Below are 18,604 nucleotides of genomic sequence, written 5' to 3'. Positions count from 1 at the left end.
CGACATCGAGATGTGCATCAAGTAGGCGAAACGCGTGAAACTGCCTACCCGACGCATCGAGATGTGCACCAGGTAGGCGAAACCCGCGAAACTGCCTACCTGGTGTCTATCTCAACGTCCTAGGCCGGCAACAGTTCTGGTTGAGCGATGCCGAGGGCGCCGAGTGAGGAATGCGGTACTTCGGGTGTGCCGAGTGAGGAATGACGTATCTCGGGTGTGCCGAGTGAGGAGTCACGCACAGGTCTACTCGCACTTTGTGTACGTGGTTCCTCGCTCGGCAGTGGGGAGGTGCATGATTCCTCACTCGGCGAGCTTTCTGTACGTGGTTCCTCACTCGCGGGCACCGCAGTGTCGAGTGAGGAATGCGGTACGCCGGCCCGCGCCGAGTGAGGAATGCGGTACGCCGGCCCGCGCCGAGTGAGGAATGCGGTACGCCGGCCCGCGCCGAGTGAGGAATGCGGTACGCCGGCCCGCGCCGAGTGAGGAACCCTGTACACCGGCGCATCGAGTTAGACACCAGGTAGGCGAACTGCGCGAAACTGCCTACCTGGTGTCTAACTCAACGAGTAAGGGTTACGAGCGGACCGAATCCAGCGCCGCATTGAACGTCTTGGACGGCCGCATCACCGCGGTGGTCTTCTCCGGATCCGGGTAGTAGTAGCCACCGATGTCGGCCGCATTGCCCTGCGGAGCATTCAGCTCGTCGACGATGGTCGACTCGTTCTCGGCCAACGACTTGGCCAGCGGAGCGAACTTCGCGGCCAGCTCGGCGTCCTCGGTCTGCCCCGCCAGCGCCTGCGCCCAGAACAGCGCCAGGTAGAACTGGCTGCCCCGGTTGTCCAGCTCGCCGGTCTTGCGCGACGGCGACTTGTTCTCGTCCAACAACCGCTCGGTCGCGGTCTCCAGCGCCGCGGCCAGCACCTTGGCCTTGGCGTTGTCGGACTTGTTGCCGAGGTCCTCCAGGCTGGCGCCCAGGGCCAGGAACTCGCCGAGCGAATCCCAGCGCAGGTGGTTCTCCTCGACCAGCTGGTGCACATGCTTGGGGGCCGAACCGCCGGCGCCGGTTTCGTACAGCCCGCCACCGGCCATCAGCGGCACGATCGAGAGCATCTTGGCGCTGGTGCCCAGCTCCAGGATCGGGAACAGGTCGGTCAGGTAGTCGCGCAGAATGTTGCCGGTCGCGGCGATGGTGTCCTGGCCGCGCACCACCCGCTCGATGGTGTACCGCATGGCCCACACCTGCGGCATGATCTGAATCGTCAGACCCTCGGTGTCGTGGTCCTTCAGGTACTCCTTGACCTTCTTGCGCAACTCCACCTCATGCGGGCGCTCGGTGTCCAGCCAGAACACCACCGGCATGCCGGACAGCCGGGCGCGGGTGACGGCCAGCTTGACCCAGTCCCGGATCGGGGCGTCCTTGACGATCGGCATCCGCCAGATGTCGCCCTCTTCGACGTTCTGGCTCAGCAGCACCTCGCCCGAGTCGTTGTCGACGATCCGCGCGTAGCCGGGCTCGGGGATCTCGAAGGTCTTGTCGTGCGAACCGTATTCCTCGGCCTTCTGCGCCATCAGGCCGACGTTGGGCACGGTGCCCATGGTGGTCGGGTCGAACTGGCCGTGGGTCTTGCAGAAGTTGATCATCTCCTGGTACATCCGGGAGAAAGTGGACTCCGGGTTGACCGCCTTGGTGTCCTTGGTGCGGCCGTCGGCGCCGTACATCTTGCCGCCCAACCGGATCATCGCCGGCATCGACGCATCGACGATGACGTCGGAGGGGGAGTGGAAGTTCGAGATGCCCTTGGCCGAATCCACCATCGCCAGCTCGGGCCGGTGCTCATGGCAGCGGTGCAGATCCTCGATGATCTCCTCGCGCTGCGAAGCCGGCAGCACCTCGATCTTGCTGTACAGATCGGACAGACCGTTGTTGACGTTGACGCCCAGTTCGTCGAACAGCTTGCCGTGCTTTTCGAAGGCGTCCTTGTAGAACACCTTGACCGCGTGGCCGAACACGATCGGGTGCGAAACCTTCATCATGGTGGCCTTGACGTGCAGCGAGAACATCACGCCGGTCTTGTAGGCGTCGTCGATCTGTTCCTCGTAGAACTCGATCAGCGCCTTCTTGCTCATGTACATGCTGTCGATGACGTCGCCCTCATCGAGCTGGACCTCGGGCTTGAGCACGATGGTCGGGCCGGCGGCGGTGACCAGCTCCATGCGTACGTTGCGCGCCTTGTCCAGCGTCATCGACTTCTCGCCGTGGTAGAAGTCGCCGGTCTTCATGGTCGCCACGTGCGTGCGCGACGCCTGCGACCACGCGCCCATGCTGTGCGGGTGCTTGCGCGCGTACTCCTTGACGGCCTTGGGGGCGCGGCGATCCGAGTTGCCCTCGCGCAGCACCGGGTTGACTGCGCTGCCCAGGATCTTGGCGTAGCGGTCCCGCAGCGCCTTCTCCTCATCGGTCTTGGGGTCGCCCGGGAAATCCGGAACCGCGTAGCCCTTCTCCTGCAGCTCCTTGATCGCGGCCAGCAGCTGCGGCACCGAGGCACTGATGTTGGGCAGCTTGATGATGTTGGTGTCCGGCAGCTGGGTCAGCCGGCCCAACTCGGCCAGGTTGTCCGGCACCTTCTGCTCGTCGGTCAAAAAGTCGCCGAACTCGGCGAGGATGCGCGCGGCCACCGAGATGTCACTGGTCTTGACGTCGATCCCGGCGGCTTCGGCGAAGGTGCTGACCACCGGCAGGAACGCGTACGTCGCCAGCAGCGGAGCCTCGTCGGTCAGCGTGTAGATGATGGTCGGCTGCTCGGCGCTCATTGCGTGTCTCTCCCGGTGTCGTTGCTGGGCATGCTCAGCTGCTTGTGAAGTACTGCTAACCCTATTCGCGGCCGCGCCAGCCCGTGCAGATGGGGCCGACCACACCGTCGCTCACGCCCGCGGCAACCGGATCTTCCAGCGCACGAATCCGGTGTAGGCCACGCAGATCAGCGCTAGCATCGCCATGTTGAACAGCCAGGCCGACGTGGTGTGATGCCACAGCGCGTCGTTCGGCAGCAGCGGTTCGGGCACCAGCCGGGTCAGGTCGATGGTCGAGGCCGAGCTGGCGAAGCCCCAGCGGGCCGGGGTCAGCCAGGACAGCTGGTCGAGCACCACACGCCCGGTCACCGGGATCATGCCGCCGGAGAACACCAGCTGGCTCATCACCGCAACCACCAGCAGCGGCATGATCTGCTCGGCCGATTTCGCCAACGCCGACAGCGCCAGCCCGGTCATCGCCGCGGCCACACAGGTGCCGGCGATGTCGATGTAGAGCTCCAGGTTGCGGCTGCCCAGGAACGCGCCGCGGGTGACCGCGCACTGCAGGTCGGGAACGCCCTGGATCTGGGTGCATTCACCCCAGCCCTTGCCGATCAGGGTGATGGTGACGACGATCGCCGACTGGATCACCGCGAAGATCGCGAACACCACCACCTTGGCCAGCAGATACGCGGTGGTGGACAGCCCGACGGCCTGTTCGCGGCGGAAGATCGCCTTCTCGCCGATCAGCGCGCGGATGGTCAGCGCGGTGCCCATGAAGATGGCGCCGACGTTGAGCATCACCAGGATCTGGCCCGGTTCGTTGGGCGCCGCGCCGCCTTGCACGGCGGGTATCGGCACGCCGAACCCGATGTTGCTGCCGTCCGGACCGCCGCCCGGCACCGACAGCGACAGCACACCCATGATGAACGGCAAGAACATCAAGAACGCCGAATAGCCGCGGTCCGAGATGATCAGCTTGACCTGCCGGCGCGCCACCGTCGAGAACTGCCGACGCAGACTGGTCTTGGCCGGCTCACCCAGGTCGGCGGCCTGCTGCGAGGGTGGCGCGGCGGGCTGCGGACCGGTGCGTTCCTTGTAGCGCCGGTTGGCTTCGTCCGGATCGGCGGCCACGCTGGAGAAGATGTCGGCCCAGTTGGTGGTGCCCAGCTCCGGGCCGATCTGCGACGGCGGGCCGTAGAACGCGGTCTTGCCGCCGGGTGCGAGCAGCAGCACCTGATCGCAGACATCCAGATAGGTCAGCGAGTGGGTCACCACCAGCACCACGCGGCCGGCGTCGGCCAGCTGGCGCAGCATCGTCATGACCTGGCGGTCCAGCGCCGGGTCCAGACCCGAGGTCGGCTCGTCCAGGATCAGCAGCGACGGGCCGGTCAGCAGTTCCAGCGCCACCGACGCGCGTTTGCGCTGACCGCCGGAGAGCTTGTCCACGCGGGTGTCGAGGTGGTTGGTCATCTCGAGCTCTTCGAGCACCTGCATGACGACCTGTTCGCGGTCGGCCTTGGTGGTATCCGGCGGCAGCCGCAGCTCGGCGGCGTACATCAGGGCCTGGCGCACCGTGAGCTGGCCGTGCACCACGTCGTCCTGGGGCACCATCCCGATTCGGGAACGCAGACCGGCGTACTCGGCGTGGATGTTGTGGCCTTCGAAGGTGACCGTGCCGCTGGTCGGATGGGTAAGGCCGGCAACCTGTTTGGCGAACGTGGACTTACCGGCACCGGACGGGCCGATGATCGCGGTCAAGGTGCCCGGCCGCGCGTCGATCGAAATGTTGTTCAGCAGCGTCTTGTTGCCCTCGATGGTCCAGGTCAGACCATGCACCTCGAGGCCGCCGGTGCGGGTGTCGGTGGCGGTCTGCGAGCGTCGACTCAGCGTGCCGCCGACGAACGAGAGGTCGACGTTACCGATGGTGACCACGTCGCCGTCGTTCAGCAACGCGGTGTCGACCCGCTGACCGTTGACGAACGTGCCGTTGATGCTGCGGTTGTCGACGATCCGGGTGCCGCCCGGGCCCGGGATCATGGTGGCGTGGTGGCGGGAGGCCAGCACGTCCGGGACGACGATGTCGTTGTCGGTGGCGCGACCGATCTTCACCGCGCCGGCCGGCAGCTCCGGACCGCCGCGGCCGGGCCGCAGGATCTTGAGCATGCTGGTGGCCAGGTTGCCGTCACCGGAGCCGACGGCCGGACCCATCTGGGTCGCCACGTTGGCCGACGACGGCGGCGGTGCCAGCGGGGCGGGTCCGGACGCCGGGATGTGCGGCGCGGACGCGGCCGGCCCGCTGCCCGGGTAGCCGGGCGGCTGCGGCCGGGCGGCCGGGCCCGACGGCGTCGACGGCGGACCTGCCGGCCAGCCACCGCTGGGCGCCGGCGGGTAGGCCGGACGTTGCGGCTGCGACGGCGGCGCCGCGGGATAGCCGGCCGGACGCGGCCCACTCGGCGCGCCGGTCGGGTAGTTGGTGCGCAGCGCGGTGGTCTGCGGCGGGCTGCCCACCGCGCCGGTGTGCCGGCCCACCTCGAAGCGCAGCTGCGGGCCGTCCGGGTTGCCGATGTTGACCGTGGTGCCGTCCTGCAGGTCGACGTTGGGCACCCGACGGCCGTGCACGAACATCCCATTGAGCGAACCGTTGTCGACCGCGGTCCACCGGCCCTGGTCGAAGCGCAACACCAGGTGCGCCCGGGAGATCAGGGGGTGCGCGATCCGGACATCGGCACGCAGGTCACGGCCGATTACGACGTCGTTGCCCGGGGCGAAAGTACGAGCGGACCCGTCGTAGCGGACGGTCAGGGCAGGCGCAGCTGAGCGTGTCATCGCGACCAACTCTAACGGCAGCACCCGTCAGTCAGCGGCACTAGCGTGGCTCCGGCTCGTCAGCGATACGGGGCCCCGGTCAGCACGCAGTGGGTGTGATTGTAGATGGTGGGCATGCACAGATTGCAGTGGTCGCAAATCGATTGCACCGACGCGTCGGCCTGGATCCGGTTCAGCAGATCCGGTTCGGCCAACAGCGCGCGGCCCATCGCGACGAAGTCGAAACCGGCCGCCATCGCCTTGTCCATGGTGGCGCGGTTGGTCACCCCGCCGAGCAGGATCAGCGGCAACGACAGTTCGTTGCGGAACTTCTCGGCATCGCGCATCAGGTAGGCGTCGTGATACGGGTAGCTGCGCAGGAAGTTCTTGCCGACCATCCGCATGCCCCAGCGGATCGGTGGCTTGAACACCTTGGAGAACTCCTTGACCGGGGCGCCGCCGCGGAACAGGTACATCGGGTTGACCAGCGAGCTGCCGGCGGTCAGCTGCAGGGCATCCAGCCCGCCGTCTTCCTCCAGCCACTTCGCGGTCTGCATCGACTCCTCGATGTTGATCCCGCCGCGCACGCCGTCGCTCATGTTCAGCTTTGCGGTCACCGCGATCCGATCGCCGACCGCCCGGCGCACGGCCAGCACCGTGCCGCGGGCCACCTTGGCCCGGTTCTGAAGCGAGCCGCCGAACTCGTCGGTGCGACGGTTGATCAGCGGGCTCAGGAACGAGGAGGCCAGATAGTTGTGCCCGAGGTGGATCTCGACGGCGTCGAACCCGGCCTCGATCGCCAGCCGCGCGGCATCGGCGTGCGCTTCCATCACGTCCCGGATGTCGTCGGCGGTGGCCTTCTTGGCGAACCGCATCGACAGCGGGTTGAAGAACCGGACCGGGGCCAGCGCGCGGGCCTTGTTGGTCTTGGCGTTGGCGACCGGGCCGGCGTGCCCGATCTGCGCGCTGATCGCCGCACCCTCGGCGTGCACGGCGTCGGTCAGTCGGCGCAGACCCGGGATCGCCTCCGGGCGCATCCAGATCTGCCAGCCGTCGGTGCGCCCGCCCGGGGCCACCGCGCAGTAGGCGACCGTGGTCATCCCGACGCCGCCGGCCGCGGGCCGGACGTGGAAGTTGATCAGGTCGTCGGTGACCAACGCATCTGGGCTGGCGGCCTCGAAGGTGGCTGCCTTGATGATGCGGTTGCGCAAGGTCAGTGGGCCGAGCTTGGCCGGACTGAACACATCGGGGCTGGTGTTCACATAGCGAACTCAACACCGCGCGGTCCCGCTGTGTCAAAGGGGGTCGGGGCCGGTGCAACAATGTCTGGCGTGGGTGCGACAGTTCTGGACGGTAAGGCCACGCGCGACGAGATCTTCGTCGATCTCGCCGAACGGGTGGCAAAGCTGACCGCGGCGGGCCGCACGCCCGGTCTGGGCACGATCCTGGTCGGTGACGATCCCGGCTCGCAGGCCTATGTGCGGGGCAAGCACGCCGACTGCGCGAAGGTCGGCATCACCTCGATCCGCCGCGATCTGCCCGCCGACATCAGCCAGGCCCAGCTCGACGCGACCATCGACGAGCTGAACGCCAACCCGGAGTGCACCGGCTACATCGTGCAGTTGCCGTTGCCCAAGCACCTCGACGAGAACGCCGCACTCGAGCGCATCGACCCGGACAAGGACGCCGACGGGCTGCACCCGACCAACCTGGGCCGGCTGGTGCTGGGCAAGCCGGCGCCGCTGCCGTGCACGCCGCGCGGCATCGTGCACCTGCTGCGCCGCTACGACGTGCCGATCGCCGGCGCGCACGTGGTGGTGATCGGGCGCGGTGTCACGGTCGGTCGCCCGCTCGGGCTGCTGCTCACCCGGCGCTCGGAGAACGCCACGGTCACGTTGTGCCACACCGGAACTCGGGACTTGGCGGCGCTCACCCGGCAGGCCGACATCATCGTCGCCGGCGTCGGTGTGCCGCACCTGGTGACCGCCGACATGGTGCGCCCGGGAGCCGCCGTCGTCGACGTCGGCGTGAGCCGGGTGGACGGCAAACTCACCGGTGACGTGCACCCGGACGTCTGGGACGTCGCCGGTCACGTCTCGCCCAACCCGGGCGGGGTCGGACCGTTGACCCGGGCGTTCCTGCTGACCAACGTCGTCGAGCGGGTCGAGTCGGCATGAGCGTGCAGACGGCGATCCGGTCCCAGTGGCCGATCCTGACCGTCGCACTGACCTTCATGGCCGCCTTCGCGTTGGTGGCCGCCGGCTTCTGGCGTCGCGGCGCGCTGTTGATCGGGATCGGCGTCGGGCTGGCTGCCGCGCTGCGGCTGATCCTGCCGGAACGCCAAGCCGGCCTGCTGGTGGTGCGCGGCAAGACCGTCGACTTCGTCACGATGTCCGCGGTGTGCGTGTCGGTGATGGTGATCGCCTTGACCATCGACCCGCTGGGTACCAACTGAAGCTGTTGTCCGGATTCCGATCCGAACTGCCGGCCGGCTCACTAAAATGCCCGCATGGGGGCACTACTGGAGAAGAAGGGGCGAGACGGCGACGATTCGCCGGACACCTTGCCCAGTTTATTGCGTTCGCTGCACGTCGAAGATCAGCCGGTGCACCGTCAACAAGATGTGTTGACGCACTGGCTCGATGACCATGATCCGAACAAGTCGTTGCGGATCAGTCTGCGGGCCAACGGTTTCGGGCTGCTGTTGAACCAGTGGGATGCAGAACACAAGCGGCCCAACTAAATTCGATCAGCTCAACCCACCGTCGCGCGGATGCACACCGTGACGTAGGGCAGGGCCAGCCCGGACGCGCCGGCCAGGGCCGGATGCGTGGCCAGCAGCTCGCGCACCTCGCCGAGGGTGCGACTGCGGACCTCGGCCGGTGAGGTGATGCAGTAGCTGCGCGAGGCCACCAGGTCGATCAGCGCCTGCGGGGTCAGGTAGCTGGTCCATTCCACTTGGTGGCGTTGCACTTCGGTGAACGGCGCCGGCAGTGTGACTTCCTGGCTGAACGGGTCGCGTTCGTGCCCGATGATCTGGCCCAGCGCCTTGACCCAGCCCATGCGCTCATCGCGGGTGTTCCACACCAGACCCAGCCGACCGCCCGGACGCAGCACCCGCACCAACTCGGGGACGGCGCGCGCCGGATCGAACCAGTGCCAGGCCTGGGCGACCAGGACGGCGTCGACGCTGTCGTCGGGCAGCGGAATCTCCTCGGCGGTGCCGAGCAGCGCCGGGGTGTCCGGCAGCGCGGTGCTGAGCACCTCGAGCATTTCGGCGATCGGGTCGACGGCCACCACGTTGAGGCCACGTTCGACCAGTCGGGTGGTCAACTTGCCGGTGCCGGCGCCGAGGTCGAGCACGTCGCGGGCATCGGGCGGCAGCAGCCAGTCGATCGCCTCGGGCGGATAGGACGGGCGGCCGCGTTCGTAGGCAGCGGCCTGTGAGCCGAAGGACAGCGAACGTTGCGTCACTTCTCGGCCAACTCCAGGGTGCGCCGGATCAGCGGGCTGACGGCATCGGTCTCGACCAGGAAACCATCATGGCCGCAAGAGGATTCGACGACGTCCAAGGCCGCGCAGCCGGGCAGCAACTCGGCCAGCTGCTGCTGCAGCCGCAGCGGGTAGAGCCGATCCGAGGTGATCCCGCCGACCACGGCCGGCACCGGACAGGACTGCAGCGCGGCGTCCACGCCACCGCGGCCGCGGCCCACGTCGTGGTTGGACAGCGATTCGGACAGGATCACGTAGCTGCCGGCGTCGAACCGGTCGACCAGCTTGACGCCCTGGTGTTCCAGGTAGCTCTGCACCGCGTAGCGGCCACCGTCGAGGATGTCCTCGTCGCCTTGGGCGGCGTTGCCGAACCGGGTGTCCAGCTCGACCTCACCGCGATAGGTCAGATGCGCGAACCGGCGCGCGATCTGCAGCCCGGCGTCAGGGCTGCGGCCGGTGTCGTGATAGTCGCCGCCCTGCCAGTTCGGGTCGGCCTTGATGGCCGCGATCTGGGTGCTCTGCGTGCCGATCTGGTCGGCGGTGGCACGGGCACCGACGGCCAGGATCAGCCCGGCGCGCACGGTGTCCGGATGCCCGACGATCCACTCCAGCGCGCGGGCCCCACCCATCGAGCCGCCCATCACCGCGGCGACCTGCGTGACACCGAGCGCGGCCAGCGCCGCCAGGTCGGCGTTGACCTGGTCCCGGATCGAGATCAGCGGGAAGCGTGAGCCCCACGGCTTGCCGTCGCGGGCCAGCGAGCTGGGGCCGGTGGAGCCGCGGCAGCCGCCGAGCACATTGGTGGCCACCGCGCACCACTTGGTGGTGTCGATCGGGGCGCCCGGGCCGGCGACGCCGTCCCACCAGCCCGGGGTCGGATGACCGGGGCCGGCCGGGCCGGTGATGTGCGAATCGCCGGTCAGGGCGTGCAGCACCATCACGACGTTGTCGCGGGTGGGGGAGAGTTCACCCCAGCGCTGCACGGCGATGCTGACGTCGTCGATCACCTTGCCGCTTTCCAGCGTCAGGCTGCCGATGTCGATGATCGCGGTCTCGCCCTCGGCGGGCAGCGCGGCGTATTGCGTGCGTTCTTCGGAGATGGTCACGTCAGGCTCGCTCAAGACGCCGCCACGGGTTGCGAATTCGCGTCACCCACCCGGTTGGCGGCCGCGAATCCGCGTTCCAGATCGGCGAGGATGTCGTCGATCCCTTCGATGCCGACCGCCAGCCGAACCAGACCCGGGGTGACGCCGCTGGCCAGTTGTTCCTGCTCGGAGAGCTGTTGGTGGGTGGTGGAGGCCGGGTGGATCACCAGCGAGCGCACGTCACCGATGTTGGCGACATGGCTGTGCAGCGTGAGGGCGTCGACGAAGGCCTTGCCCGCGGCGGCTCCGCCGGCCAGTTCGAAGGCCAGCACCGCGCCGGTGCCCTTGGGCGCCAACTTCTTTCCCAACTCGTACCACGGCGAGTCGGGCAGCCCGGCGTAGTTGACGCTGGTCACGTCGGGACGGCCGGCCAGGTACTCGGCGACCTTCTGGGCATTGGCGACGTGCCGCTCCACCCGCAGGCTCAGCGTCTCCAAACCCTGCGCAACCAGGAACGCGTTGAACGGCGAGAGCGCCGGGCCCAGGTCCCGCAGCAGCTGCACGCGGGCCTTGAGCGCGAATGCGGGTGCGCCCAGGTCGGCGTACACCACGCCGTGGTAGCTGGGATCGGGCTCGGTGAACCCGGGATGGCGACCCTGGGTCCAGTCGAAGGTGCCGCCGTCGACCAGCACGCCGGCGATCGAGGTGCCGTGCCCGCCGAGATATTTGGTCGCCGAGTGCACCACGATGTCGGCGCCGTGCGCCAGCGGCTGGATCAGGTACGGGGTGGCGATGGTGTTGTCCACGATCAGCGGAACACCGTTGTCGTGCGCGACGGACGAGACCCCCGGAATGTCGAGGATGTCGATCTGCGGGTTGGAGATCGACTCGCCGAAGAACGCCTTGGTGTTCGGCCGGACCGCGGCGCGCCAGGAATCCAGGTCGTCCGGGTTCTGCACGAAGCTGACCTCGATGCCCAGCTTGGCCAGCGTGTGGGCGAACAGGTTGTAGGTGCCGCCGTACAGCCGCGGGCTGGACACGATGTGATCACCGGCGTTGGCCAGGTTCAGAATCGAGAACGTCGAGGCTGCCTGCCCGGAGGACAGGAACAGCGCGGCCACACCACCTTCGAGGGCGGCGACCCGCTGCTCGACGGTGTCGGTGGTCGGGTTCATGATCCGGGTGTAGATGTTGCCCGGCTCGGCCAGGCTGAACAGCGCGGCGGCGTGGTCGGTGCTGTCGAAGGTGTAGGACGTGGTGGCGTAGATCGGTAGCGCCCGGGCGTTGGTCGCAGCGTCCGGGGCCTGCCCGGCGTGCACCTGCTTGGTTTCGAAGGACCAGGTGGCGGTGGGGTCTTCGGTGCTCATGGGTAACGGTCTCCTGGGAAGAAGGTCTTGGGGGTGCCGGAAGCTAGCTCGCGTCCGTCGGGGACGACGAGAGCCAGAGCTGCGTCAGCATCAACAGTGTTGGGGTGTTTCAGGCCGCATCAGGCTTCCCTGTCTCTCATGGGGCCCGGAGGGTCGGACCCGCGCTTGCCGTGTAGCTGTTGTCAACTACTCAACCTGGTCATCACCCGGGGCACCCCACCGCGGTTGGAGGGTTGCCGGCCAGCAAGCCGGGGCTTTTCGCTGGCACTCATGACCGATATGCAGGATATCGCACTTGCTCAGCGGGTTGTCAGCGCGTGCGGAGCAGGCCGAACAGCCGTCAGGCGCCCAGCCGGCCGGGTTCGGCGGAGTGCTCGTCGAGGAAGTCGAGGATCAGCTCGGCGATCAGGCCGGGCGCTTCGAACATCGGGACATGCCCGACCCCGGTCAAATGTGTGGTTCGGGCGGTGGCGGGCAGATACCGCGCGAAGTGGTTGGCGAACCGCGGGAACGGCAGCACCCGGTCGTATTCGCAGGTCACCAGGTGCACCGGGGCCTTGGATTCGGCCAGTTCACGCAGCCCGGGCGCGGTCAGCGACTTGACCAGCATCTGGAAATAGGCCGGGCAGTGCGTGGCGTCGTCGACGACGGTCACCAGTTCCTTGCTGCTCGGACCGTCGGCAGGACCGCTCAGCGGCCAGGTGGCGATGCGGCGGGCGAACGGCAGCAGCAGGATCCGTCGGCCCAGGATGCGGGCGGCAAGCAGCACCGGTCCGCCGGCCATGAACTTGCCCACGATCTCGAACTTCACCGGCGAGTAGTAACTCCAGCCGCCGGCCGGCGCGATCGCGGTCAGGGTGCGCGCCCGGCCCCGTCGTTCCAGCTCGAAGGACACCCAGCCGCCCAGTGAGTTGCCGACGATGTGCGCGGTGTCCCAGCCCAACTCGTCCAGCTGGGCCTCGACGGCGTCGGCGAACACCTCGGTGCCCAGCATCCAGGTGTCCGAGCGCGGTCCACCGTGGTGGCCGACCATGGTGGGCGCGAACACCTCGTAGCGGCCGGTGTCGGCGATGATCGGCGCGACGGTGTTCCACACCTCCTGCGACAGCAGGAACGGGTGCAACAACAGGACAGGTTCACCTGATCCGAGGTGGATCGGTTCGCGGTGGAACGCCATGCCACCGACCATAGCAATATCCAGTACCGGCGGTATCGACTCGCAGGGCTCGAGACGGTCGGCGGCCCCGGATAGGGTGGCGCCCGTGATCGTCACGACCATCAACGTCAACGGCATCCGCGCGGCAGTCAAGCAGCGCTCCACCGAGAACCTGGGGCTGCTGGCCTGGTTGAAACAAACCCGCGCCGACGTGATCTGCCTGCAGGAAGTCCGGGCCGGCGACGACCAGCTGGCCGACGCGCTGGCCCCGGCCCTGGCCGACGGCTGGCATCTGGCGTCGGCCGACTCGGACCGCAAGGGCCGCAACGGCGTCGCGGTGCTGTCCAGGACGTCCTTCGATGCCGTGCGGATCGGCTGCGGCGCAGCAGAATTCGAAGCCCACGGGCGTTACCTCGAGGTGGACACCGCGGGTGTGACGGTGGCCAGCATCTACGTCCCGACCGGTGAGGCCGAAACCGAACGGCAGCTGGAAAAGGAACGCTTCATGGTCGCCACCGCAGAGCGGATGGCCAAGCTGGCCGCGGCCGGCCGGGAAGCCGTGGTGTGCGGCGACTGGAACATCGGGCACACCGAGCTGGACATCAAGAACTGGAAGGGCAACGTCAAAAAGTCCGGGTTCCTGCCCTCGGAGCGGGCCTGGGTGGGCGAGTTACTGGCGTCGGGCTGGACCGACGTGGTGCGCCAGGCTCATCCCGACGTGCCCGGCCCGTACAGCTGGTGGTCCTGGCGCGGCAAGGCCTTCGACAACGACGCCGGCTGGCGCATCGACTACCAGCTGGCCACGCCCGGGCTGGCCGGCGGCGTGGTCTCGGCCGGCACCGAGCGGCCCGAGGCCTACGCGCTGCGCTGGTCCGACCACGCCCCGGTCACCGTGGAGTACCGCTAAATTTTTACCGCGCGCACCAGCGCGGCACGGTCGAACATGTCGCGGGCCGCGGTGTCGTGTTCGGGCAGCGGGCGGCCGAGCTCGGGCAGATAGTCGGTCAACCGGGTCTCGACCGCGGTCCAACCGTGTGCACCGAACCACTGGTCGGCGGGCTGGTGCTGCTCGTTGTAGACCAGCTGGAAGAAGACGTTCTCCTGGTCGGCGTTGCGTTCCTCCTCCACTGCCGCCGCGTAGGCGTCGTCGTCCATCGGGTCGCCGTCCTCGACGGCGACGTGGCTGGCCGAACAGGCCAGCGCGTCGATGCCGGTGAACAGTTGCTCCTGCGCGTCGGCCGGCAGGTACATCAGCAATCCCTCGGCGATCCAGGCCGAGGGCAGATGCGGGTCGAATCCGGCGTCGCGCAGCGCGGTGGCCCAGTCGTCGCGCAGGTCGACGGCGATTTCGCGGCGGGTCGCGCGCGGCTGGGCGCCGTGGGTGGCCAACACCTCGCGTTTGAAGTCCAGCACCTGCGGCTGGTCCAGCTCAAAGATGGTGCTGCCGTCCGGCCAGTCCAGTCGGTAGGCCCGGGAGTCCAGACCCGCGGCCAGCAGCACCACCTGGCGCACGCCGGCGTCGGCCGCAACCTTGAAGTAGTTGTCGAAGTAGCGGGTGCGTGCGCCCTGGTAGGTCACGAAGTGTTCGCCGAACTCGGCGCTGCGCAACGGATGTTCGGGGACGGTGCCGTCGAGCACGTCGGCCCAGCTGCCGCCGACCGCGCGGCAGAACACCTCGGCGAACGGGTCGGTGGCCAGAGGATCGGGCTTCTGGGCCTCCAAGGCCCGGGCCGCGGCGACGAACAGTGCCGTCGACCCGACGCTGGTGGTGATGTCCCAGGTGTCGCCCTCACTACGCATGACACGAACGCTACGCCGGGCCGCTGTCAGCGGACGTCGGTGCCGGGGCCGGTAATCCATTTCGGCTCGTCGCAGGGCACATGACAAGATCGGAGGATCATGAGCACCAACAACGCGGGTCGCCCGGTCGTCTTCTCTGGCGTGCAACCCACCTCCGATTCCCTGCACCTCGGCAATGCGCTGGGCGCGATCAAGCAGTGGGTCGGCATGCAGGACGAGTACGACGCCTTCTTCTGCGTGGTCGACCTGCACGCCATCACGGTGCCGGCCGACCTGGATCCCGCGGTGCTGCGCCGACGCACCCTGGTGACCGCGGCGCAGTACCTGGCGTTGGGCATCGACCCGGCGCGGTCCACCATCTTCGTGCAAAGCCACGTGCCGGCGCACACCCAATTGGCCTGGGCGCTGGGCTGTTTCACCGGGTTCGGGCAGGCCTCACGGATGACGCAGTTCAAGGACAAGTCGGCGCGGCACGGTGCGGACGCCACCAACGTCGGGCTGTTCACCTACCCGGTGCTGATGGCCGCCGACATCCTGCTCTACGACGCGCAGCTGGTCCCGGTCGGCGAGGACCAGCGCCAGCACCTGGAGCTGACCCGCGACGTCGCGCAGCGGTTCAACGCCCGGTTCCCGGACACCTTCGTCATCCCGGAACCGATGATCCCCAAGGCCACCGCCAAGATCTACGACCTGGCCGACCCGACCGCCAAGATGAGCAAGTCCGCGGCCACCGACGCCGGTCTGATCGAGCTGCTGGCCGATCCGGCGCGCACCGCCAAGAAGATCCGGTCGGCGGTCACCGACAGCGAGCGCGAGATCCGCTATGACCCGGTCGCCAAGGCCGGCGTGTCCAATCTGCTGACCATCCAGTCGGCGGTCACCGGCGCCGAGATCGACACGCTGGTCGCCGGATACCAGGGCCGTGGCTACGGCGATCTGAAGAAGGACACGGCCGAGGCGGTCGTTGAGTTCGTCACACCGATCAAGACCCGGGTTGACGAATTGCTGGCTGACCCGGCCGAACTCGAGGCCGTGCTGGCCGCCGGCGCGGCGCGGGCCCGCGAGGTGTCTGCAAAGACCTTGAACCGGGTATACGAGGCGTTAGGGTTCTTACCGCAATCCTGACCGCGAGCTCCGGAGGCCGTCGTGACCGAGTCGGATGATTCGAAAGAGCCCGGATTTCTGGACCGATTGCGCGCGCGGATGCCGTGGTTCGACCACGTCATGCGCGCGCAGCAGCGCTACACCGACAGCAAAGGCGACTTCTACGCCGCCGGCATCACCTACTTCACCGTCTTCTCGATGTTCCCGGTCCTGATGGTCGGGTTCGCGATCGGTGGTTTCGTGTTGGCCGGCCGCCCCGAACTGCTCGCCGAGATCGAAGACCGGATCCGCGAAGTGGTCAGCGGTGACCTCGGCGACCAGTTGATCCAGCTGATGGATTCGGCGATCGACTCGCGTGCCTCGGTCGGCGTGATCGGTTTGGCCACCGCGGCGTGGGCCGGGCTGGGCTGGATGGCCAATCTGCGCGAGGCGCTCAGCCAGATGTGGGGCCTGTATCGCGCCAAGAAGCCCGGATTCCTGCGCACCAAGTTCTCCGATCTGCTGGCGCTGCTCTCGGCGTTCGTCGCACTGACCTTGACCATCGGCCTGACCGCGCTGGGCAACAGTTCACTCACCAAGCGAATGGTGTTGTGGCTCGGGGTGCGCGACGCGACGGTGCTCAGTGGGATCTTGCAGGTCGCGTCGCTGCTGCTGTCGCTTTTGGTGTCGTGGCTGCTGTTCACCTGGATGATCGCGCGGCTGCCGCGGGAATCGATCAGTTTCCGCAGCAGCATGCGGGCCGGGCTGATCGCGGCCGTCGGGTTCGAGGTGTTCAAGCAGGTGGCCTCGATCTACCTGAAATCGGTACTCACCGGTCCCGCGGGTGCCACATTCGGCCCGGTGCTGGGTCTGATGGTGTTCGCCTACATCACCGCTCGGCTGATCTTGTTCTCGACTGCGTGGGCGGCGACGTCGAAGGACAACCTGCGCGAAGACGTCGTCGCGCCCCCGGCGCCGGCCGTGATCCACAACCGGGTGATCACCCGACCCGGGCTGGCGCCGATGCAGGCCGCGGTGGCGTTCGGTGCCGGACTGGTTGGTGCGCTGGGGCTTTCCCGACTGCGAGGCAGGAGCCCCAGATGACGCTGTCCACGGCCTGGTCGCGTGCCCTCGGTTTGGCGGTCCCGATCGTCAACGCCCCGATGGGCGGTGCCGCGGGCGGTCGGCTGGCTGCCGCGGTGTCGGCGGCCGGTGGGCTGGGCATGATCGGGATGGGCAGCTCGGCGCGGGCAGGCATGCTGCGTGCGCAACTGGCCGCGCTCGACCCGCGGCCCGAGCATTTCGGAATCGGCTTGGTGCACTGGGTGAGCCGCGATGATCCCGAACTGTTGGAAGTGGCGTTGGCCGCACGCCCGACGCTGTTGTCGGTGAGCTTCGGTGATGAATGGTCCTGGGTTTCCCGGGCGCACGACGCCGGCGTCGCGGTCGCCACCCAGGTCGCCGACGTCGACGCCGCCCGCCGCGCGGTCGACGAGGGCGTCGACGTCGTCGTCGCACGCGGCTTCGAAGGCGGCGGGCACGGTGCGCCGCGGTTGGGCACGCTGCCGTTGCTGTGTGAGGTGCTCGACGCCATCGACGTGCCGGTGCTCGCGGCTGGCGGGATCGGCTCGGCGCGTGGGCTGGCCGCGGTGTTGGCAGCCGGCGCTTCCGGGGCCTGGATCGGCACCGCGTTCACGGCTTGTGTGGAGGCACTGACCGGTGAGGAGGCGCGCGCGGCGCTGCTGGCGGCCTCGTCGGTGCAGACCACGTTGACGTCCGAGTTCGATGTCGCTGCTGGATACCGTTGGCCGGCAGACATTCCCGAGCGGGTGCTGGTCGACGAGGCCGGGGCGGCGACGCCGGTCAATGCCGGGCAAGGTGTCGGCATGCTGCGGGCTGAGCAGTCGGCGGCGCAGGTAGTGCGCGCGTTGGCCGAAGGTGCCGGTGAGTTGTTGGCCCGTCGGGGTTAGCTGACCGTGCGGGCTGTGGATGGTTGTGCACGGCTGCGGGTGATCCCTGCCATCGTCACTACATGGAGATCCTGATCGGCTCGGAGGCGCTGGCTGCCGGGACAGTGACTCGCTATCAGCTGCGAGCCGACCACAGCCGAGTGTTGCCCGATGTCTATGCGCCCAAAGGAATGCGATGGTCGCTCGATGACCGGATTCTGGCGGCCTGGCTGTGGTCGCGCCGCGCGGCGGTGATCACCGGACTGGCGGCGTCGTCGCTGCACGGTTCGCTGTGGGTGGACTGGAGTGTGCCCATCGAGTTGCGGCATCCGCACAACAAGTCTCCGCAGGGCATCGTTACGCACCGGGATGTGCTGTTGGACAACGAGATCGCGTTGGTGCGCGGGATGCAGGTGACCACGCCGGAACGGACCGCGCTGGACCTGGCTCGGCGCGGTTCTGTCGGGCATGCCGTGGAACGCTTGGATGCGCTGGCGCGGGCAACGGGTTTCGACCCCGCCGCTGTGCTGGCGATCGCCGCGCGGCACCGGGGTTTGCGCGGTATCGGCAGACTCGCCGAAGTGCTGGAACTAGTGGACGCTGGGTCGCAGTCGCCGAAGGAAACCTGGCTGCGACTTCTGTTGCTGGTTGCGGGTTTCCCACCGCCGGAGACCCAGATCCCGGTGCCGGGCCCGGATGGGCTACCGCTCTATCACCTCGATCTGGGCTGGAAGGACTTCATGGTGGCCGCCGAGTATGACGGTGAACAACATCGAACTGATGCCAAGCAGTATCAGCATGACGTGAAGCGTGCGGAGTACATCGGGAATCGGGATTGGAACCGACTCGTGGTGCTGGCCGGGGACCGTGAGGCGGCGATCGTGCGGCGCGTGGAAGAAGCTGGGGTGCCACGCGATCCACGTCGGTTGCGGGGTCTGCTTCGGCGCGGGGACCTCTACGACGAGTAGGTGCTGGGTGCGGGATGCGGTGCCCGTGTGTCGGGTGAGGAATGCGGTGCCCGTGTCGTGTCGAGTGAGGAATGGCGTAGGCCGGGTGGTGTCGAGTGAGGAATGG

The 18,604-nt window shown here is 68.0% G+C and carries 16 protein-coding genes and 1 riboswitch; of the genes, 8 read left to right on the top strand and 8 right to left on the bottom strand.

Annotated elements, in window-relative coordinates; genetic code table 11:
* Positions 1-573 precede the first annotated feature (573 nt).
* The 3 genes from AC5Y3P_RS21765 to AC5Y3P_RS21755 form a co-directional block, all read right to left on the bottom strand.
* The gene (locus tag AC5Y3P_RS21765) at positions 574-2,811 is read right to left on the bottom strand and encodes an NADP-dependent isocitrate dehydrogenase (RefSeq protein WP_500048016.1); all 2,238 of its coding nucleotides are present in this window, start codon (positions 2,809-2,811) and stop codon (positions 574-576) included.
* A gap of 111 nt (positions 2,812-2,922) precedes the next feature.
* Positions 2,923-5,619, bottom strand: coding sequence for an FHA domain-containing protein (locus tag AC5Y3P_RS21760; RefSeq protein ID WP_500048015.1), 2,697 nt, complete (start codon positions 5,617-5,619; stop codon positions 2,923-2,925).
* A 59-nt stretch (positions 5,620-5,678) separates the two neighbouring features.
* On the bottom strand, positions 5,679-6,860 hold the full coding sequence (locus AC5Y3P_RS21755; protein ID WP_500048014.1) for an NADH:flavin oxidoreductase: 1,182 nt from the start codon (positions 6,858-6,860) through the stop codon (positions 5,679-5,681).
* A 69-nt stretch (positions 6,861-6,929) separates the two neighbouring features.
* Here AC5Y3P_RS21755 and AC5Y3P_RS21750 point away from each other — a divergent pair, with 69 nt between their 5' ends.
* From AC5Y3P_RS21750 to AC5Y3P_RS21740, 3 genes are read left to right on the top strand one after another with little or no spacing between them, the layout of a single operon-like run.
* A complete protein-coding gene (locus AC5Y3P_RS21750) occupies positions 6,930-7,775 on the top strand; it encodes a bifunctional methylenetetrahydrofolate dehydrogenase/methenyltetrahydrofolate cyclohydrolase (RefSeq protein ID WP_500048013.1) in 846 nt (281 codons plus the stop codon).
* Positions 7,772-8,053, top strand: a complete 282-nt coding sequence (locus tag AC5Y3P_RS21745; RefSeq protein WP_500048012.1) for a DUF3017 domain-containing protein — start codon at positions 7,772-7,774, stop codon at positions 8,051-8,053. Before AC5Y3P_RS21750 ends, AC5Y3P_RS21745 begins: the two co-directional genes overlap by 4 nt.
* A gap of 54 nt (positions 8,054-8,107) precedes the next feature.
* A complete protein-coding gene (locus AC5Y3P_RS21740; protein WP_500048011.1) occupies positions 8,108-8,341 on the top strand; it encodes a hypothetical protein in 234 nt (77 codons plus the stop codon).
* Between the two features lie 11 nt (positions 8,342-8,352).
* On the opposite strand, the gene AC5Y3P_RS21735 is transcribed toward AC5Y3P_RS21740, so the two are convergent.
* From AC5Y3P_RS21735 to ephH, 4 genes are all read right to left on the bottom strand, one after another.
* The gene (locus AC5Y3P_RS21735; RefSeq protein WP_500048010.1) at positions 8,353-9,072 is read right to left on the bottom strand and encodes a class I SAM-dependent methyltransferase; all 720 of its coding nucleotides are present in this window, start codon (positions 9,070-9,072) and stop codon (positions 8,353-8,355) included.
* Positions 9,069-10,196, bottom strand: coding sequence for a homoserine O-acetyltransferase MetX (metX, locus tag AC5Y3P_RS21730; protein WP_500048009.1), 1,128 nt, complete (start codon positions 10,194-10,196; stop codon positions 9,069-9,071). The genes AC5Y3P_RS21735 and metX overlap by 4 nt, the downstream gene beginning before the upstream one ends.
* A gap of 11 nt (positions 10,197-10,207) precedes the next feature.
* Positions 10,208-11,542: a bifunctional o-acetylhomoserine/o-acetylserine sulfhydrylase gene (locus AC5Y3P_RS21725; RefSeq protein WP_500048008.1), complete on the bottom strand. Its 1,335-nt coding sequence runs from the start codon at positions 11,540-11,542 to the stop codon at positions 10,208-10,210.
* Positions 11,543-11,698: 156 nt separating this feature from the next.
* Positions 11,699-11,818, bottom strand: a riboswitch (SAM riboswitch).
* Positions 11,819-11,882: 64 nt separating this feature from the next.
* Positions 11,883-12,719 carry an epoxide hydrolase EphH gene (gene ephH / locus AC5Y3P_RS21720; protein ID WP_500048007.1) on the bottom strand — a complete coding sequence of 279 codons (837 nt, stop codon included), beginning with the start codon at positions 12,717-12,719 and terminating at the stop codon, positions 11,883-11,885.
* An 85-nt stretch (positions 12,720-12,804) separates the two neighbouring features.
* Here ephH and AC5Y3P_RS21715 point away from each other — a divergent pair, with 85 nt between their 5' ends.
* Complete coding sequence (locus tag AC5Y3P_RS21715; RefSeq protein WP_500048006.1) at positions 12,805-13,605, top strand: exodeoxyribonuclease III; 801 nt, start codon at positions 12,805-12,807, stop codon at positions 13,603-13,605.
* Here AC5Y3P_RS21715 and AC5Y3P_RS21710 read toward each other — a convergent pair.
* Positions 13,602-14,498, bottom strand: coding sequence for a class I SAM-dependent methyltransferase (locus AC5Y3P_RS21710; protein ID WP_500048005.1), 897 nt, complete (start codon positions 14,496-14,498; stop codon positions 13,602-13,604). The two genes, AC5Y3P_RS21715 and AC5Y3P_RS21710, sit on opposite strands and share 4 nt — an antisense overlap.
* A 99-nt stretch (positions 14,499-14,597) precedes the next feature.
* Here AC5Y3P_RS21710 and trpS point away from each other — a divergent pair, with 99 nt between their 5' ends.
* The 4 genes from trpS (at position 14,598) to AC5Y3P_RS21690 (ending at position 18,498) form a co-directional block, all read left to right on the top strand.
* A complete protein-coding gene (trpS, locus tag AC5Y3P_RS21705) occupies positions 14,598-15,623 on the top strand; it encodes a tryptophan--tRNA ligase (protein ID WP_500048004.1) in 1,026 nt (341 codons plus the stop codon).
* 21 nt (positions 15,624-15,644) lie between these two features.
* Positions 15,645-16,685, top strand: coding sequence for an inner membrane protein YhjD (yhjD, locus tag AC5Y3P_RS21700; protein WP_500048003.1), 1,041 nt, complete (start codon positions 15,645-15,647; stop codon positions 16,683-16,685).
* Positions 16,682-17,551 carry an NAD(P)H-dependent flavin oxidoreductase gene (locus AC5Y3P_RS21695; RefSeq protein ID WP_500048002.1) on the top strand — a complete coding sequence of 290 codons (870 nt, stop codon included), beginning with the start codon at positions 16,682-16,684 and terminating at the stop codon, positions 17,549-17,551. Before yhjD ends, AC5Y3P_RS21695 begins: the two co-directional genes overlap by 4 nt.
* Before the next feature lie 62 nt (positions 17,552-17,613).
* The gene (locus tag AC5Y3P_RS21690; RefSeq protein WP_500048001.1) at positions 17,614-18,498 is read left to right on the top strand and encodes a type IV toxin-antitoxin system AbiEi family antitoxin; all 885 of its coding nucleotides are present in this window, start codon (positions 17,614-17,616) and stop codon (positions 18,496-18,498) included.
* Positions 18,499-18,604 lie beyond the last annotated feature (106 nt).

It is taken from the genome of Mycobacterium sp. NGS45, assembly GCF_059812645.1.
The sequence above is the reverse complement of the archived record's forward strand: the minus strand, read 5'-3'. Positions and strand labels throughout refer to the sequence as shown.